At 71.7% G+C, this 16,595-nt stretch carries 11 protein-coding genes and 1 pseudogene; 8 read left to right on the top strand and 4 right to left on the bottom strand.

What is annotated here, in order from left to right:
- Window positions 1–135: 135 nt before the first annotated feature.
- A complete protein-coding gene (locus tag ABZ453_RS18890; protein WP_359016076.1) occupies window positions 136–1,815 on the top strand; it encodes a serine/threonine-protein kinase in 1,680 nt (559 codons plus the stop codon).
- Window positions 1,816–1,857: 42 nt separating this feature from the next.
- On the opposite strand, the gene ABZ453_RS18885 is transcribed toward ABZ453_RS18890, so the two are convergent.
- On the bottom strand, window positions 1,858–2,271 hold the full coding sequence (locus tag ABZ453_RS18885; protein WP_359016075.1) for a hypothetical protein: 414 nt from the start codon (window positions 2,269–2,271) through the stop codon (window positions 1,858–1,860).
- Window positions 2,272–2,471: 200 nt separating this feature from the next.
- Between ABZ453_RS18885 and ABZ453_RS18880 the strand changes: the two genes are divergently transcribed.
- The gene (locus tag ABZ453_RS18880) at window positions 2,472–4,100 is read left to right on the top strand and encodes a serine/threonine-protein kinase (protein ID WP_359016074.1); all 1,629 of its coding nucleotides are present in this window, start codon (window positions 2,472–2,474) and stop codon (window positions 4,098–4,100) included.
- 26 nt (window positions 4,101–4,126) lie between these two features.
- Here the strand turns inward: ABZ453_RS18880 and ABZ453_RS18875 are convergent.
- Window positions 4,127–5,005 (bottom strand): annotated as a pseudogene (locus ABZ453_RS18875) (AraC family transcriptional regulator); the annotation flags it as partial.
- A 102-nt stretch (window positions 5,006–5,107) separates the two neighbouring features.
- On the opposite strand from ABZ453_RS18875, the gene ABZ453_RS18870 reads away from it, so the two are divergent.
- From ABZ453_RS18870 to ABZ453_RS18855, 4 genes are all read left to right on the top strand, one after another.
- Window positions 5,108–6,013: an MBL fold metallo-hydrolase gene (locus ABZ453_RS18870; RefSeq protein WP_359016073.1), complete on the top strand. Its 906-nt coding sequence runs from the start codon at window positions 5,108–5,110 to the stop codon at window positions 6,011–6,013.
- Window positions 6,014–6,061: 48 nt separating this feature from the next.
- Entirely contained in the window at window positions 6,062–7,753 is a 1,692-nt protein-coding gene (locus tag ABZ453_RS18865; RefSeq protein WP_359016072.1) for a serine/threonine-protein kinase, read from the top strand.
- 152 nt (window positions 7,754–7,905) lie between these two features.
- On the top strand, window positions 7,906–9,519 hold the full coding sequence (locus tag ABZ453_RS18860; protein ID WP_359016071.1) for a succinic semialdehyde dehydrogenase: 1,614 nt from the start codon (window positions 7,906–7,908) through the stop codon (window positions 9,517–9,519).
- Between the two features lie 30 nt (window positions 9,520–9,549).
- Complete coding sequence (locus ABZ453_RS18855) at window positions 9,550–11,325, top strand: GMC family oxidoreductase (RefSeq protein WP_359016070.1); 1,776 nt, start codon at window positions 9,550–9,552, stop codon at window positions 11,323–11,325.
- A gap of 101 nt (window positions 11,326–11,426) precedes the next feature.
- Here the strand turns inward: ABZ453_RS18855 and ABZ453_RS18850 are convergent, their stop codons facing one another.
- On the bottom strand, window positions 11,427–12,446 hold the full coding sequence (locus ABZ453_RS18850; RefSeq protein WP_359016069.1) for a hypothetical protein: 1,020 nt from the start codon (window positions 12,444–12,446) through the stop codon (window positions 11,427–11,429).
- 226 nt (window positions 12,447–12,672) lie between these two features.
- Here ABZ453_RS18850 and ABZ453_RS18845 point away from each other — a divergent pair, with 226 nt between their 5' ends.
- On the top strand, window positions 12,673–13,824 hold the full coding sequence (locus ABZ453_RS18845) for a hypothetical protein (RefSeq protein WP_359016068.1): 1,152 nt from the start codon (window positions 12,673–12,675) through the stop codon (window positions 13,822–13,824).
- A 599-nt stretch (window positions 13,825–14,423) separates the two neighbouring features.
- Here ABZ453_RS18845 and ABZ453_RS18840 read toward each other — a convergent pair.
- Window positions 14,424–14,678 (bottom strand): chorismate mutase, encoded by a 255-nt coding sequence (locus tag ABZ453_RS18840; RefSeq protein ID WP_359016067.1) that lies wholly within the window; start codon window positions 14,676–14,678, stop codon window positions 14,424–14,426.
- A 336-nt stretch (window positions 14,679–15,014) separates the two neighbouring features.
- On the opposite strand from ABZ453_RS18840, the gene guaA reads away from it, so the two are divergent.
- Complete coding sequence (gene guaA, locus ABZ453_RS18835) at window positions 15,015–16,589, top strand: glutamine-hydrolyzing GMP synthase (protein WP_359016066.1); 1,575 nt, start codon at window positions 15,015–15,017, stop codon at window positions 16,587–16,589.
- Window positions 16,590–16,595 lie beyond the last annotated feature (6 nt).

Genomic DNA, 16,595 nt, shown 5'->3' with positions numbered 1-16,595 from the left:
GCCCTGAGGTTCACTTCTCGCGGCCGAAGCGACAACCGTCACAGTGGTGTCACCTTGGCACCCCCGTGGTTCCCTGCGAGCGGGCCGGTCCTTAGTCTGACCCTGTCAAGACCATTGCGGGGCAACGTGAATCAGATGCAGGGCCAGCTTGTCGCGGGCCGCTACCGGCTCGCCGACTCCATCGGCAGCGGCGGCATGGGCCGCGTGTGGCGGGCACACGACGAGGTGCTGCACCGGGCCGTCGCGATCAAGGAGTTGACCGCCGCGCTCTACGTCTCCGAGGGCGACCGGGAGCGGTTGCTCGCGCGTACCCGCGCGGAGGCGCGTGCCGCGGCGCGGATCAACCATTCCGCGGTCGTCACCGTGCACGACGTGCTGGAGCACGACGGGCGACCGTGGATCGTGATGGAGCTCGTCGAGGGCTACTCGCTGGCCGACGCGGTCAAGGAGCGCGGGCGCGTCGAGCCCGCCGAGGCCGCGCGGATCGGGCTGTGGGTGCTGCGCGCGCTGCGCGCCGCGCACTCCGCCGGCGTGCTGCACCGTGACGTCAAACCCGGCAACGTGCTGATCGGGCACGACGGCCGGGTGCTGCTCACCGACTTCGGCATCGCCCAGATCGAGGGCGACACGACCATCACCCGCACCGGCGAGGTCGTCGGCTCGGTCGACTACCTCGCCCCCGAGCGGGTCCGCGGCCACGACCCGGGCCCCGCCTCCGACCTGTGGGCGCTGGGCGCCACGCTCTACACGGCGGTGGAGGGCCGCTCACCGTTCCGCCGTACCTCGCCGCTGTCCACGATGCAGGCGGTCGTCGAGGAGGAGGCCACGCAGCCGCAGTACGCCGGCCCGCTCGGGCCGGTCATGGCGGCCCTGCTGCACAAGGACCCGGCCGTCCGGCCCGGTGCGGCCGAGGCGGAGCAGATGCTCGCGGAGGCGGCGGAGGGACGCCGGTCGAACGCGGCGCAGGCGTATGTGCCAACGCAACATGTGGGCAACCACTATGGGACCCAGGCCGGCACGGGTACGGGACCCTACAACACCGGTACGGGTCCGCAGACCGGGTCCGCGACGCCGTATCCGCCGATGGCCGGACCCGCCGCGGTCGGGCCCGTCGTGGGCGGGCCGACCCGGAGGAGCCCCGCTCCCGCCGCCCCGCCGAAGCGCGGGCGCCTGCGCACCTTCGTGCTCGCCGTCGTGGTGGCGGCCATCGTCGGTGGCGGTACGGCCGTGGCGCTGCAGCAGTTCGGCACGAGCAGCTCCGGCGGCTCCCCCTCCGCATCGTCCACTCCGGGTGCCAGTGCCAGTGCCACGCCCGGCCAAGGGGGCGGCCAGGGAACGGTTCCCGCCGGCTGGGAGCGGCGCCGCGACCCGGTGGGCTTCAGCATCTCCCTGCCCAAGGGGTGGAAGCGGTCCGTCTCCATCGACCAGGACGGCCTCCGGCAGGTCGACTACTCGCCCGACAAGGGCAAGCACCTGGTGCGGGTCGCTGTCGACACCGCGCCGGACTTCAGCACCTCGTACGAGCACATGAGCGACTTGGACAAGCGGGTCTCACAGAGACTGCGGGACTACAAGCGGCTGAGCCTCAAGGAGGAGCTTTTCCGCGACCAGCCGGGCGTTCGCTGGGAATACACCTGGAACGCCCTGGCCAAGGACCCGCCGCACTACTTCCCGGGTCCCTATCGCGCGATCGACGTCGCGTACATGGAGAGCGACGGCACCGAGTACGCGATCTACGCGGCATCGCCGGCCGACGACTGGTCCACCACCGAGAAGCAGTTCGACTCGATCCTGCGGGGCTTCCAGGAGCGCTGAGCCGGGTGGAACAGCAGTGACGGACGGCGATTGCGCATCCGCTCAGGCGTAGTCCGTGCACGAACGGACTATCGTGCTTCCTTCGATGACCGCCACCTGCGCGCCGATGTAGTCCAGGGCATCACCGGAGGGCGACGCGTAGGTGTTGACGGTGGCGGTCGCTCCGTTACCGTCGTATTCGGAATGCCAGGGCCACTCCGTGACCCATCCGGTGCTGTCGTCTATGGACACGAATCGGATGGCCACGTGGTGACCGTCGGCAGCGGTGTCCTTGACCCAGCCGCTGATGTCCACATGGTGCGCTGACCAGTTGGTGAACGAAAGACTCCCCGTGGCGCCTGTCACCGAGCACGCGGCTCCGCCACTGGCGGCGCTGGCGTTGGTCACCGTGGTCATGGCGAAAATGGCCACCGCCGCGATGCCTGTGACGGAAAGGCGCTTCAACGTGTTTCCCATACGGGAAAGGTAAGGGTTCCCGTGATGCACATGACAGCATGGTTCCGGCCACCCATTTTGCACTGAATGATGCATATCCCTTGGTGGTTTGACGTGCTTTGGGTGCCGCGCGCCACATGTTGTGGCCGAAAATCAACTCGCCGGTGCTTGGCCGGTCGGTGTCCCGGAGCCGGTTCCTCCGGTGGGGCATGATGGGGCCCATGGGGACCGAGGGGGAAGGCGTCCGTGTCGTCGCGGGCCGGTATCGGCTGGAGACGCGGCTCGGACGCGGCGGCATGGGCGTGGTGTGGCGGGCGACCGACGAGCTGCTCGGCCGGCAGGTGGCGGTCAAGGAACTCCCCTTCGACGACACGCTCTCCGACGAGGAGGCCCGGCAACGGCGCGACCGCACCCTGCGCGAGGCGCGGGCGGTGGCCCAGCTGCGGCACCCGCACATCATCGTCGTGCACGACGTGGTCGAGGACGACGAACGCCCGTACATTGTCATGGAGTTGATCGACGGCGGCTCGCTCGCCGACCGGATCTCCGCGCGCGGCCCGGTCGACGCCGACGAGGCCGCGCGGATCGGCATCGGCCTGCTGAGCGCGCTGCGTACCGCGCACGCCGCCGGTGTGCTGCACCGGGACATCAAACCCGCCAACGTGCTGATGGAGGCCGGCTCCGACCGGGTCGTGCTCACCGACTTCGGCATCGCGCAGGTCGCGGGCGCCACCACCCTCACCGAGACCGGTTCCTTCGTCGGCTCGCCCGAGTACACGGCTCCGGAGCGGATGTCCGGGGCGAGGACCGGCCCGGAGTCCGACCTGTGGTCGCTGGGCGCGCTGCTGTGCACGGTGCTCAGCGGTGAATCCCCGTTCCGCCGGGACTCGTTGGGGGGCATCCTGCACGCCGTCGTCTTCGACGAGATCCGCCCGCCCGCGCAGGCGGAGCCGCTCCTGCCCGTCGTACGGGGCCTGTTGGAGCGCGACCCGGAGCGCAGGCTCGGCGCCGCACAGGCCGAACACATGCTGCGTGCCTTCCGCGACCTCGGCCGCACCCCGCAGCCGTCCCTCTACACGCCCACCCAGCGGAACGTGCCCCGCCCGCCGCCACCCGCCCCCGCGCCCCCGTCGCCGCCCACGGTGGAGACCCGGCGTTCCACCCGGGGCGTGCTGGTGGCCGCGCTGCTGGTCGCCGCGATGGCGGGGGCGGGGGTGTCGGCGGCCGCGCTGCTGATGAACCGGGACGACGGAGCGGGCCGTACGCCCGCCGGTTCGGGGCCGAGGACGTCGGTGAGCGCCTCGCCTTCGCCGTCACCGAGTACGTCGAGCGCCGGCGCCGGTCCCGGTTCCCGTCCCACGGCCCGTTCCAGCCCCAGCTCCGCCGCGACCAGTCCCTCCGCGCCCTCCGGCTACCGCGTCGCCGACGATCCGGGCGGCTTCTCGCTCGCCGTGCCGGAGGGCTTCACGCGTTCGCCGCAGGGGGAGCGGGTCTTCTACCTGTCGCCGGGGGAGACCTTCCGTCTCGGCATCAAGGTCGCCGACCCGGATGCGGACGGTCCGCTCGCGGTGATGAAGCGCTCGGCGGCCAAGGGGTCCGACACCAATCCGGGTTACCACGACGGGCAGGTCACGTCGACCGAGCACGACGGCCACCCCGCCGCCCTGTGGCAGTTCACCTGGAACGGCTTCAGCACGGCGGAGGGCCCCCGGCACACCTACGACCTGTGCTGGGACGAGGGCGGGCGGATGTACGACGTCTGGGTGTCGGCGCCGGTCGGCAAGGTGCGGGAGGCCAAGGAGTACTTCGACGTGGCGGTGGACACGTTCGTGGCACGGCCCGGGGGCTGACCCGCCTGGCCCTGGGACCGGGCGGCGCGGAACCGCCCCGGGGTCACCCCGAACTCCCGGCTGAAGGCGTGCGACAGGGCGTACGGCGTGCCGTACCCGGCCTCCCGCGCCACCGCCGCCAGGGGAGCGTCGGTGTCCCGCAGCCGGGTCGCCGCCAGGGTCAGCCGCCACCAGGTCAGGTACGCCATCGGAGGGCGCCCCACGAGCGCGGTGAAGCGGCGGGCCAGGGTCGCCCTGGACACGCCGGCCTCCGCCGCCAGCCGGTCGTTGGTCCAGGGGGCCGCCGGATCGGAGTGCAGGGCGCGCAGGGCCGCGGTGGTGACCGGGTCGCTCAGCACCGCCGGCCACACCCCCGCGGAGGCCTCGGTCATCCACGCCCGGACCATGTAGACCAGCAGCAGGTCGAGCAGGCTCGGCAGGGCGAGACAGGCTCCCGGGCGCCGCTCGTCCAGCTCACGGGCCAACAGGTCGACGGCGGAACGGAGTTCGGGGTGCGCGCCGACCCGGTTGGGTAGATGGACGACATCGGGCAGCTCCGCCAGCAGAGGGTGCACCCGGCTGTGGTCCAGACGGTACTTCCCGCACAGCAGCTCCACCGCACGCCCGTCCGGCCCGCGCGGCGGCGTCCGTATCTCCTCGAAGGGCACCGCCCCCGCCGTGTCCCCCGGGGAGTCCGCCAGCACATGCCCGGCCCCGCGCGGCAGCAGTACGACGTCCCCGGCGCCCAGGGTCACCGGCTCGCCGTCTCCGTCGGGCCGCAGCCAGCAACCGCCCGCGAGGACCACATGGAACCCCGCCCCCTCGTACGGCGCGAGCCGCGTGCACCAGCTGCCGCCCACCCGCAGCCGGTTCGAGGAGGGCTGTCCGATCCGCACGGCGGAGATCGCGTCGCTCACCACGTCCATGGATCGAGTGTAGGCCGGTCGGATCGCCAGTGAGACATACGCGTATTCGATGGAGCCAGACAGGCATTGGAATGCTCATTCATGCCGCCTACCGTCGATGACATGACTGAAGACATCGCACAGCGTTTCGTGATCGGGGACGTCGAGGTCGTCCGGGTCGTCGAGTGGGAGGCGCCCTTCGCTCCGGCCCGGGAGCTGATCCCGGGCGTGGGCCCCGAGGTGTGGCGGGAGAACCGGGAGGTGCTGGTCCCGGACCACTGGGAGCCGGAGAGCGACCGGGCCGTGGCGGCGGTGCAGACCTGGGTGCTGCGCAGCGGCGGGCGGACCGTGCTGGTGGACACGGGGATCGGGCACGGGCGGGAGCGGCCGAGCAACCCGCTCTTCCACCAACGGCAGGGCGTCGGACTGCCGAAGCGCCTCGAGCAGGCCGGGGTGCGGCCCGAGGACGTCGACCTCGTCGTCAACACCCACATCCACGGCGACCACGTCGGCTGGAACACCCATGACGTGGACGGCACTTGGACGCCCACCTTCCCCAACGCCACCTATCTGCTGCCCGCCGCCGACGACCGTCACTTCGGGCCCGAGGGCGCGTACGGCGGCCCGGTGCGCCCCGACGACCGGCTGACCTACGAGGACAGCATCGCGCCGGTCCACCGGTCCGGGCAGGCCGTGCTCTGGGACGGTGAGCACCGCGTCGACGAACATCTGACCCTGGAGTCCGCGCCCGGCCACACCCCGGGCTCGTCCGTCCTGCGGGTCGCCTCCCGCGGTGAACGGGCCGCGTTCGTCGGTGACCTGCTGCACAACCCCGTCCAGATCCCGCACCCCGAGTGCAGCAGCCGCCTCTGCCTGGACCCCGAGGGCGCCGCCGCCAGTCGTCGCCGGGTGCTCGAACGGGCCGCCGATCAGGGCGAGTTGGTGATCCCGGCACACTTCGGCGGCTCGGGGATCGCGGAGGTACGACGCCGTGGCGAGGCCCTCGTCTTCGCGCCCTGGACACCGTGACCCGGACCCGCGTCGACAAGTCGCCGCCGCGCACGGTACTCATGGGGCATGAGTGCAGGCGGCGAACAGACGCGCGTGGGCCGGGTACTTGGCGGGCGCTACCGGCTGACCCGGCGCATCGGCTCGGGCGGCATGGGCACCGTGTGGGAGGCGCACGACGAACTCGTGGACCGGGACGTCGCCGTGAAGGAGCCGCGGCTGCCGGGCGACCCGGAGGACGAGCAGCACCAGCGGGCCGCCCACCGCCTCTACCGCGAGGCCCGCGCCGCCGCCCGCGTCGACCATCCGTCCGCCGTCTCCATTCTCGACGTCGTGGTCGACGAGGACGGACTGCCCTTCATCGTCATGGAGTTGGTGCGCGGGGAGTCCCTGCACGAGGTGCTCCGGCGCGGCCCGGTCGACGCCGTCGAGGCCGCCCGGATCGGCCGCGCCGTCCTCGGCGCGCTGCGCGCCGCGCACTCCGTCGGGATCGTCCACCGGGACGTGAAGCCCGCGAACGTCCTGCTCGGTCCCCAGGGCCGGGTCGTCCTCACCGACTTCGGCATCGCTCATGTCCAGGGCGAGGAATCCCTCACCGTCAGCGGGGAGTTCGTCGGCTCACTGGAGTTCGTCGCGCCGGAGCGGATGGCTGGGCGCGGCGCCGGGCCGTCCTCCGACCTGTGGTCACTGGGCGTGCTGCTGTACGCGGCCGTCGAGGGCGTGTCCCCCTTCAGGCGTACGGCGGTGGAGTCGACGCTGGCCGCCGTCATCACCGCCGATCCGCCCGAGCCGCGCCGGGCCGGCCCGCTGGGCCCGTTGATCGCCCGGCTCCTGGTGAAGGACCCCGAGCAACGGCCCGGCCCGGAGGAGGCCGGGGCGGTGCTGGAGGCGGTGGCGGAGGGGCGGCCGGTGCCGCGGGCCGAGGTACGGGTGACGGAGGCTCAGGACGCCGGGCGGCTGCGGGGGATCGCGGACGACCTGGGGACCGTACGGCTGGGGGCGAAGCCGCCGGAACCGGGGCCCGACGCGGACGCGGATGCGGATGCCGAACCGTCCGCCGGGCCGACGCCCCGGACGGTGAGCGCGTCCGGCGGCGCGGAAGAGCCGGACACCGCGAGCGTCCCGCGCGCCCCGAAGCGCGCCCTCCGCGTCCGTCCCGTCCCGCTCGCCGCGGTCGCCGCGCTCCTCGTCGGCGGGATCTGGTGGGGCACCTCGTACTTCGCCGGATCGGGTGAGGACGCGGGCGTCTCCGAGCACACCGCCAGCCTCACCGAGACACCGGCCCGCGCGACGCCCAGTGCGGCGGCCTGGACCGCCCACCGGGAGACCGACATGGACGCCGTCCTCTATCTGCCCGAGCGGTACCGGCGGATCTACTGGACGGACGAGGCCGACTCCGCCCGGTTGAGCGTCTACACCGACGGCGCCGTCGAAACCGTCGCGGTCCGCCTCTCCGAGTGGAAGAAGGCCCCCGCCGCCCCGATGACCGAGGCGAGGAAGACCATGAACGGCATGGAGGGGCACCAGCGCACCGCGGGCCAGTACACCGCCACCACCTTCCACGGCGACCAGGCCGCCCTCTCCGACGTCACCTACGATCAGGACCGCAAACCGGTCCGGGTGCTCCAGCTCGTCGTCCGCACCGCCGACGACCGGATGTACCAGCTCCAGGTGCAGATGCCCAAGGGCACCCCGGACGAGAAGCGGGGCACCGCCGTCTTCAAGGGAGCGCGGGAGCGCCTGCGGATCGGAAAGGGCTGAACCGGAAAAGGCCGAACCCTCGCCCGCCGTGCCAGCCCAACGCCCTGATCAGCGCAAACCTTGCCAGTGACCACTGGCGGTGTGTGTGTACTCGGTGAAGCCGCGTTACCCACGGGTACCCAAAGTTTCGGTACCGGAATACCCTGCGGCTCATGACGGACGCGCAAGCCCCGGCCAAGGCCGGCACCAACCCCCTCGCCCCCGCGCCCGAGGGCGCCCGTACCGCCTCCGACGTGGTCACCCCGGAGCTGGTCGCCCAGCTCACCAAGGGCGTGGTCGGCTCCGGACGCACCGCCAACCACACGCCGTTCACCGGCGAGAAGCTGGCCGACCTGCCGGAGTCCACGCCCGAGGACGTGGAGAAGGCCTTCCAGGCGGCCCGCAAGGCCCAGGCCGTGTGGGCGCAGACGCCGGTACGGCAGCGCGCGGCCGTCCTGCTGCGCTTCCACGACCTGGTCCTGGAACGTCAGGCCGAGGTTCTGGACCTGATCCAGCTGGAGACCGGCAAGGCCCGGCTGCACGCCCACGAGGAGGTGCAGGCCGTCGCGGTCGCAGCCCGTCACTACGGCCGCAAGGCACCCGCGTATCTGAAGCCGAAGCGGCACACGGGCGCCGTACCGACCCTCACCAAGGTCACCGAGCTGCGCCACCCGCGCGGGGTCGTCGGCCAGATAGCCCCCTGGAACTACCCCCTCGAGCTCTCCGTCGGCGACGCGCTGCCGGCCTTCGTCGCGGGCAATGCCGTCGTCATGAAGCCGGACACCGAGACCTGCCTCACCGCCCTGTGGGCCCGTGACCTGCTCATCGAGGCGGGGCTGCCCGCCGACGTCTTCCAGGTCGTGATCGGCGAGGGCCCGGTCGTCGGCCCCGAGGTCGTCCGGCACGCCGACTACGTCTCCTTCACCGGCTCCACCCGCACCGGCCGCGAGGTCGCCCAGGGCGCCGCCGCCCGGCTGGTCGGCGTCTCCCTCGAACTCGGCGGCAAGAACGCCATGCTGGTCCTCGAGGACGCCGACATCGAGAAGGCGGCCGCGGGCGCGGTCCGCGCGTGCTTCTCCTCCGCCGGCCAACTGTGCATCTCCATCGAGCGGTTGTACGTCCACGAGTCGATCGCCGACGCCTTCCTGGAACGCTTCGCCGCCCGCACCAGGGCCATGCGGCTCGGCACGTCCCTCGCCTACGGTGCCGACATGGGCTCGCTGGTGGGGGAGCGGCAGCTGGAGACGGTCACCCGGCACGTCGAGGAGGCCGTGGCGAAGGGCGCCAAGGTCGTCGCCGGCGGGGTCGCACGCCCGGACATCGGCCCGTACTTCTTCGAGCCGACGATCCTCGACGGCGTGACCGAGCCGATGGCGGTGTGCACGGAGGAGACCTTCGGTCCGGTCGTCTCCCTCTACCGCTTCACGACCGACGACGAGGCCGTCGAGCACGCCAACTCCACGCCGTACGGCCTCAATTCCTCGGTCTGGACGAAGAACGGCGCCCGTGGCCGCCAGGTGGCCGCCCGGCTGCGCACCGGCACGGTCAACGTCAACGAGGGCTACGCCCCCGCCTACGGCAGCGTCCAGTCCCCGATGGGCGGCATGAAGGACTCCGGGCTCGGCCGGCGCCACGGCTCCGAGGGCATCCTCAAGTACACCGAGGCCCAGACGGTCGCCCAGCAGAGGCTGCTGCCGATGGCTCCGTCGCTGGGGATGGACGACGAGCAGTACGCGCAGTTCATGAGCCGGAGCCTGCGGCTGATGAAGGCTCTGCGCTTCAAGTAGGAACGCTTCGGTTCTCAACGAGGAGAGCACGTGCCCCAGGACACCCACGACTACGACGTCATCGTCGTCGGCTCCGGCTTCGGCGGCAGCGTCACCGCCCTGCGCCTCACCGAGAAGGGCTACCGCGTAGGTGTCCTGGAAGCCGGCCGCCGCTTCACCCGCCAGACCCTGCCCAGGAACTCCTGGGACCTGAAGAACTACCTCTGGGCGCCCAAGCTCGGCATGTACGGAATCCAGCGCATCCACCTGCTCGGCAACGTCATGGTCCTCGCCGGCGCGGGTGTCGGCGGCGGCTCACTGAACTACGCCAACACCCTCTACGTCCCGCCGAAGCCGTTCTTCGACGACCCGCAGTGGCGGGACATCACCGACTGGCAGGAGGAGCTGAAGCCGTACTACGACCAGGCCCGGCGCATGCTCGGCGTACGGCTCAACCCGACGATGACCCCCTCCGACGTCCATCTGAAGGCGGCGGCGGAGCGGATGGGCGTCGGCGACACCTTCCACCTGGCGCCGGTCGGCGTGTTCTTCGGCGACGGCGAGGACGCCGAGGGAAAGGTGAAGGCGGCCCCCGGGCAACAGGTGGACGACCCCTACTTCGGCGGCGCGGGCCCGGCCCGCAACGCCTGCATCGAGTGCGGCGAGTGCATGACCGGCTGCCGGCACGGCGCGAAGAACACCCTCAACGAGAACTACCTCTACCTCGCCGAGAAGGCGGGCGCGGTCGTGCACCCGATGACGACGGTCGTGTCGGTCACGGGCGACTCGCGGGGCGGGTACGCGGTCGCCACCCTGCCGACCGACGACCGCAGCGCCGAGGGCCGTACCTTCCGGGCCCGCCAGGTCGTCATCGCCGCCGGCACCTACGGCACCCAGACCCTGCTGCACCGTATGAAGGCCGGCGGGCAACTGCCGTACATCTCGGACAGGCTGGGGGAGCTGACCCGCACCAACTCCGAGGCGCTGGTCGGTGCGCAGACCGACAACCGGCGCTACCGCAAGGCCACCGGCGCGCCGCAGGTCGACTTCACCCGTGGCGTGGCCATCACCTCGTCCGTCCACCCGGACGAGAACACCCACATCGAGCCGGTCCGCTACGGCAAGGGCTCCAACTCGATGGGCGGCCTGTCGATCCTCCAAGTGCCGTACGCGGAAGGCTCGTCGAGGGTGCTGGCCTGGCTCAGGAGCGCCGCCCGCCACCCGCTGCTGGTCCTGCGCTCCCTCTCCAACCGCCACTGGTCGGAGCGGACCATCATCGGCCTGGTGATGCAGTCGCTGGACAACTCCCTGACGACGTACCTGAAGCCGGACGGCGTCGGCAAGGGACTGCTCACCGCCCGGCAGGGCCACGGCGCCCCCAACCCCAAGCAGATCAAGGCGGCATCCGAGGCCGCGTCCGCGATCGCCGCCGACATCAACGGCTTCGCCGGCTCCAACGTCGGCGAGCTCATGGGCACCCCCCTCACCGCCCACTTCCTCGGCGGCTGCCCCATCGGCTCCTCCCGCGAGACCGGTGTCATCGACCCCTACCACCGCCTGTACGGCCACCCCGGCATCTCGGTCGTGGACGGCGCCGCGGTCTCCGCCAACCTGGGCGTGAACCCGTCCCTCACCATCACCGCGCAGGCCGAGCGGGCGATGTCGTACTGGCCCAACAAGGGGGAGGCGGACCCGCGTCCGGCGCAGGGAGCGGCGTACGAGCGGCTGAAGCCGGTCGAGCCGAAGAGTCCGGCGGTCCCCGCGGAGGCGTTCGGCGCGCTGAGGCTGCCGTTCCTGGGAATGCCGGCGGTGCCGCCCAAGCCGTAGGGCCACGCCGGTACGGCTCCGGCGTCGGACAGGAAAGGACCCGCGCTCCCCTCCGAGCGCGGGTCCTTCACTTTTCCTGCGGTGGGTCTTCCCGGTTCCGGTTACGCGTCCGACCCGGCCCTGCGGCGCCGGGCGACGACGACGGAGCCGGCACCGAGGACGACCGCGACACCGCCGACCAGGCCGATCACGGGCAGCGCGGAGCTGGAGCCGGTCTCGGCGAGGCTGCCGGTGGCGGACACGTCGCTGACGTCCTTCAGCGGCTTGCGGCCACCCGTCTGCGGCTTGGCGTCGCCGGGCTTACCGGCGTCGGAGCCGGCGGCCAGGATGTCGAAGAAGTAGACCCAGCCGTTCGGGTCGTCGGCGACCCAGCAGCCCTGGTCGTCCGCGTACTCGGCGAGACCGCCGGTCAGACCGAGGGAGTCCGGCACCTTGCCGGAGACGCTGAGGCGCAGCCGGTACGAGACCGACTTGCCCGCGTCCAGCGAGAACGCGGTGAACGTGCCGCCCTCGCCCGCGGCGTCCGCGATCGTCTTCCAGGTGCCGGAGGACTTGTCCAGGACCTGGACCTTGATCTGGCCCGAGTAGTCCTTCGCGTCCTCCCAGCCGACGGCGGCGACGCCGATCAGCGGCTTGATGTCCTTGATCTTGGTGTCGCCGTGGTTGGTGACGTTGAAGGAGAACGGCACCCAGCCGCTTCCGGCGACGATCGTGTCGGGCAGACCGGACAGACCGCTCTTCAGGTCGGCGCTGAGCTCGGCGGTGCTGTCGCCGTTCTCGTCGACGCAGAGCTCGGCACCGCCCGGGGAGCTCTCGCTGGGGCTCGGCGACGGGGAGGTGGAGCTGCTCTGTGACGCGGCCGGGGAGCTCGCGGGCGCGGCGGGAGTGCTCTCCGGGGCGGCGGGGGTGCTTTCCGGCGCCGCCGGGGTGGTCTCGGGGGCGGCCGGGGTGGTTTCCGGCGCCGCGGGGGTGGTCTCCGGCGCAGTGCTCTCCGGCGCCGCCGGGCTGCTCGTCGACGTGTCCGGGGTTCCGTCCGCGAACGCGACCGGGGCGGACAGCAGGGCAAGGGGAGCCAGAACGGCCGTCGCGGCCGCCACGCCCATGGCACGGCGAAGCTTCATCAAGACCTCAAGGGAGTCCAGTGTGGAGGGCTCCGCGTGTGGGGCGCGGGTTGTGGCCCTTGGTTCGCCAAGTTGGATCCGTGACCGGGGTGAATGGTTGTGTTCACCTTCACAGATTATTTATGTGCCCTGCGTCACGTACGCTCTCGTGCTCGACACCACCGTCACGCAACCCGTGCGCTTGTCACGCATCCCATGTCACGCTTCACAGAAAGGCGTTCGCGCCGTGGCCGACAGACCGTCCGACGAGCCGAGATCCGGGTCGGGTTCCGGCGGGGAACCCTCCATACCCGACGACGTCTGGGAGAAGTTCCTCCAGGACAGCGAACGCGACCTCAGGTCCGCGCCCAAGGAGCCGTCCGCGCGGGCCCGTATGGTCACCGAGCGGCTGCGCGAGCAGGAGGCGCGGGGCAAGGAGCCCGAGGGCTGGCGCACCGGGCCGGCCTGGCAGGAGAGGAACGGGCGCGGGCGCAGGCGCCGCCGGGTGGGCGCGGTGTTCGCCGTGCTGCTCGCCGCCGCCGTGGCCGTCGTCGCGATGAAGCCGTCGCTGATCCCCGGCGACCCCTTCGGCTCCGGCACGTCGGACGCGGCCGCCTCACCGCTGCCCGAGGAGACGGCCCAGCCCACCGCGCCGCCCTCCTCTGCGGACCCCCGAGTGCCCACCCTGGCCCGCCCGTTCGCGGGATCCCCGGCACAGCAGTGGGCCGACGGCGAGGCCGGCATCGTGCTGCCGAAGGCCACCGCGCTGGGCTCGATCCCCAGGGCCCGGGTCGAACTGGCCCTCCAGCAGACCAGGAAGCTGCTGGTCGACGCCAACCTCAACCCCGAGGTGGTGGCCGGCGGCCGTCCCGAGGCGGCCCTTTCGGTGCTCGACCCCAAGCAGCCGAAGCTGCTGGACGACCTCGACACGGCCCTGCGCACGCCCAGCAAGGACCACGACCCGCTGTCCCTGTTCAGCCGGTTCGACCCGAAGGAGGTGAAGCCCGCAGGGAAGGTCATCAAGGTTCGCGGCCGGATCACCTTCAAGAAGGGCGACTTCGCCGGCGTCGCGGTGCACGCCGACTACACCTTCGTCTACCCGGTCGCCCCCGCCGACGGTTCCGACGAGGTCACCCGCACCATCGTGCGCCGCGTCATCGACGCCGAACTCCCCGACCCCGTGCACTACCGGGTCACCCCCGGCCGGCTGAACCTGCTGCGTTACGACGAGGACGGCGGCAACACCTCCTGCGACGTCTACGACGGTTACCTGCACCCGCAGTTCCCGTCCCGGACTCCCACCGACGGCACCACCCCGACCGGCCCGTCCGTCGACCCGTACGACCGCAGCCGCCCCATCGGCCAGGCGGACTCCTGCGGAACGGTGAGCCGCACCTAGTACCGGACACGCGCGGCAGGGCGGGCACACGGCGTACCCGGCATGCGAAGGGCCCCGCGGGACTTGAGGCCGCGGGGCCCTTCTCCGTCAGCACCGACGTCAGGGCAGCGCCGGTGCCCGGGGAGCGGCGCCGGGGGGTTGCGCCGCTTGTCCTGAGTGCGCCCTGGTGGTCCCGAGTGCCCCGGGTCGCCGACCGGGCGCACAAGCGGCGCACGAATGGCCTGGACCTCTGGCACTCCGCAAGGACACCGCAATGCGGTTGTCTGCGGCGGGACTTGGGGGCTTTCTAGGCATCGTGCTGGATGGATGCGCCCTCCGCAACCGTTTGACCCGGGGTTGTGCATTTTTGCAGTTTCCGCCGGTCGGCCCCGGGCGTCCCCGGAGCCGACCGTTTACTTGGGTGACCGGGCTGCTGTCCCCTGCCGTCCGGTCACGACCCTGGAACGAGGTCCCACGACGCACGGCACGACCCGTGCGTCTCATCGCTCCAGCAAGCCACGCGTGGTTCTTTCGGGCCCGCCCCTGGCTGGCGCGGACACCCCACCAACGAAGCGGTTCACGGGGCGGTCACGCGCCGTACGGGTGAGAAAAGTCCGAACTCAAGAGCGACCGCGGCACAGTTCGAGCAGCGTCATCGCAAGCGGCGTACCCGGCTTGCCCAGTGCCTCGCGGTAGCGGTCGAGGATCTCCATCTCGCGGGACAGGTGCACCCGCCGGCCGCCGGAGGCGATACGGGTCTGCTGCACGACGGCGGAGACGGCCATCCGTTCCTGGATGAGACCGATGATCCGGTCGTCGAGCGCGTCGATGCGCTCCCGGGCGTCCGCGATGGTCGCTTCCGGTGTGGTGGTCATGTCGGGCTCCTCGGTGACGGGGGTGCCCCGAGTCGGCAGGATCCGGAAAACACCAGGCGCCCCGGACCTTGTCGGCCCGGGGCGCCTGGGGAAGTCGCTTGTCAGTGGCTCAAGCAGCACGACCATGGCAGCCGGTGGGCCGGGTGCCATAGGTAAACGTCGAGTGCTGAAGCATGCCGGGGACTATACATCAGCCCGTCCGGCGTTTGAGGACGAGGCCCGTTCAGGGCCGAAGCGGGGGCCTGGGGCGGCAGCCCCCAGAGGCGGCGAGGTCACCCACGCCAACCCAGTTAGACTCGGTACCACAGCCCTCGCCCAACCGCCGGAAGGCACCCCGTGTCATCAGCGACCCCAGCCGCCACCGACACCGTCCTGGTCGTCGACTTCGGCGCGCAGTACGCCCAGCTCATCGCCCGTCGCGTCCGCGAGGCCCGGGTCTACAGCGAGATCGTGCCGAGCACCATGCCGGTGGCGGAGATGCTCGCCAGGAACCCGGCGGCGATCATCCTCTCCGGCGGCCCCTCGTCCGTGTACGAGGAGGGCGCCCCCCGCCTGGACCGTGAGCTCTTCGAGGCCGGCGTCCCCGTCTTCGGCATGTGCTACGGCTTCCAGCTGATGGCCCAGGCCCTCGGCGGCACGGTCGACAACACCGGCGCCCGCGAGTACGGCCGCACCGACCTGCACGTGTCCAAGGCGTCCTCCACCCTCTTCGAGGGCACCCCCGCCGAGCAGCACGTGTGGATGTCCCACGGCGACGCCTGCTCCGCCGCCCCCGAGGGCTTCGCCGTCACGGCCTCCACGGACGTCGTCCCGGTCGCCGCCTTCGAGAACGACGAGAAGAAGCTCTACGGCGTCCAGTACCACCCCGAGGTCATGCACTCCACGCACGGCCAGCAGGTCCTGGAGCACTTCCTGTACCGGGGCGCGGGCCTGAGCCCCGACTGGACCACCGGGAACGTCATCGAGGAGCAGGTCGCGGCCATCCGCGAGCAGGTCGGCGACAAGCGCGCCATCTGCGGTCTGTCCGGCGGCGTCGACTCCGCCGTCGCGGCGGCGCTCGTCGCGCGCGCCATCGGCGACCAGCTGACCTGCGTCTACGTCGACCACGGCCTGATGCGCAAGGGCGAGACCGAGCAGGTCGAGAAGGACTTCGTGGCCGCGACCGGCGTCAAGCTGGTCGTCGTCGACGCGGAGGAGCGCTTCCTGACCGCGCTCAAGGGTGTGTCCGACCCCGAGGAGAAGCGGAAGATCATCGGCCGCGAGTTCATCCGGGTCTTCGAGCAGGCCCAGGCGGAGATCATCGCGGACGAGGGCCCGGCGGTGGAGTTCCTGGTCCAGGGCACCCTCTACCCGGACGTCGTCGAGTCCGGCGGCGGCACCGGCACCGCCAACATCAAGTCCCACCACAACGTCGGCGGCCTGCCCGAGGACCTCGAGTTCCAGCTCATCGAGCCGCTGCGCAAGCTGTTCAAGGACGAGGTCCGGATGGTCGGCCAGGAGCTGGGCCTGCCGGAGGAGATCGTCCAGCGCCAGCCCTTCCCGGGCCCCGGCCTCGGCATCCGCATCGTCGGCGAGGTGACCAAGGAGCGGCTCGACCTGCTCAGGGACGCCGACGCCATCGCCCGCGAGGAACTGACCGCGGCCGGCCTCGACCGGGACATCTGGCAGTGCCCGGTGGTGCTGCTCGCGGACGTCCGCTCGGTCGGCGTCCAGGGCGACGGCCGCACCTACGGCCACCCGATCGTGCTGCGCCCGGTCTCCTCCGAGGACGCCATGACGGCCGACTGGTCCCGTCTGCCGTACGACGTCCTCGCGAAGATCTCGACGCGGATCACCAACGAGGTGCGGGACGTCAACCGGGTCGTCCTGGACGTCACCTCGAAGCCGCCGGGCACGATCGAGTGGGAGTAGGCCCCC

It is taken from the genome of Streptomyces sp. NPDC005799 (assembly GCF_040630525.1).
Classification (GTDB): domain Bacteria; phylum Actinomycetota; class Actinomycetes; order Streptomycetales; family Streptomycetaceae; genus Streptomyces; species Streptomyces griseorubiginosus_B.
Note: the sequence above shows the minus strand (reverse complement) of the source record. Positions and strands in the feature narration are given on the sequence as shown.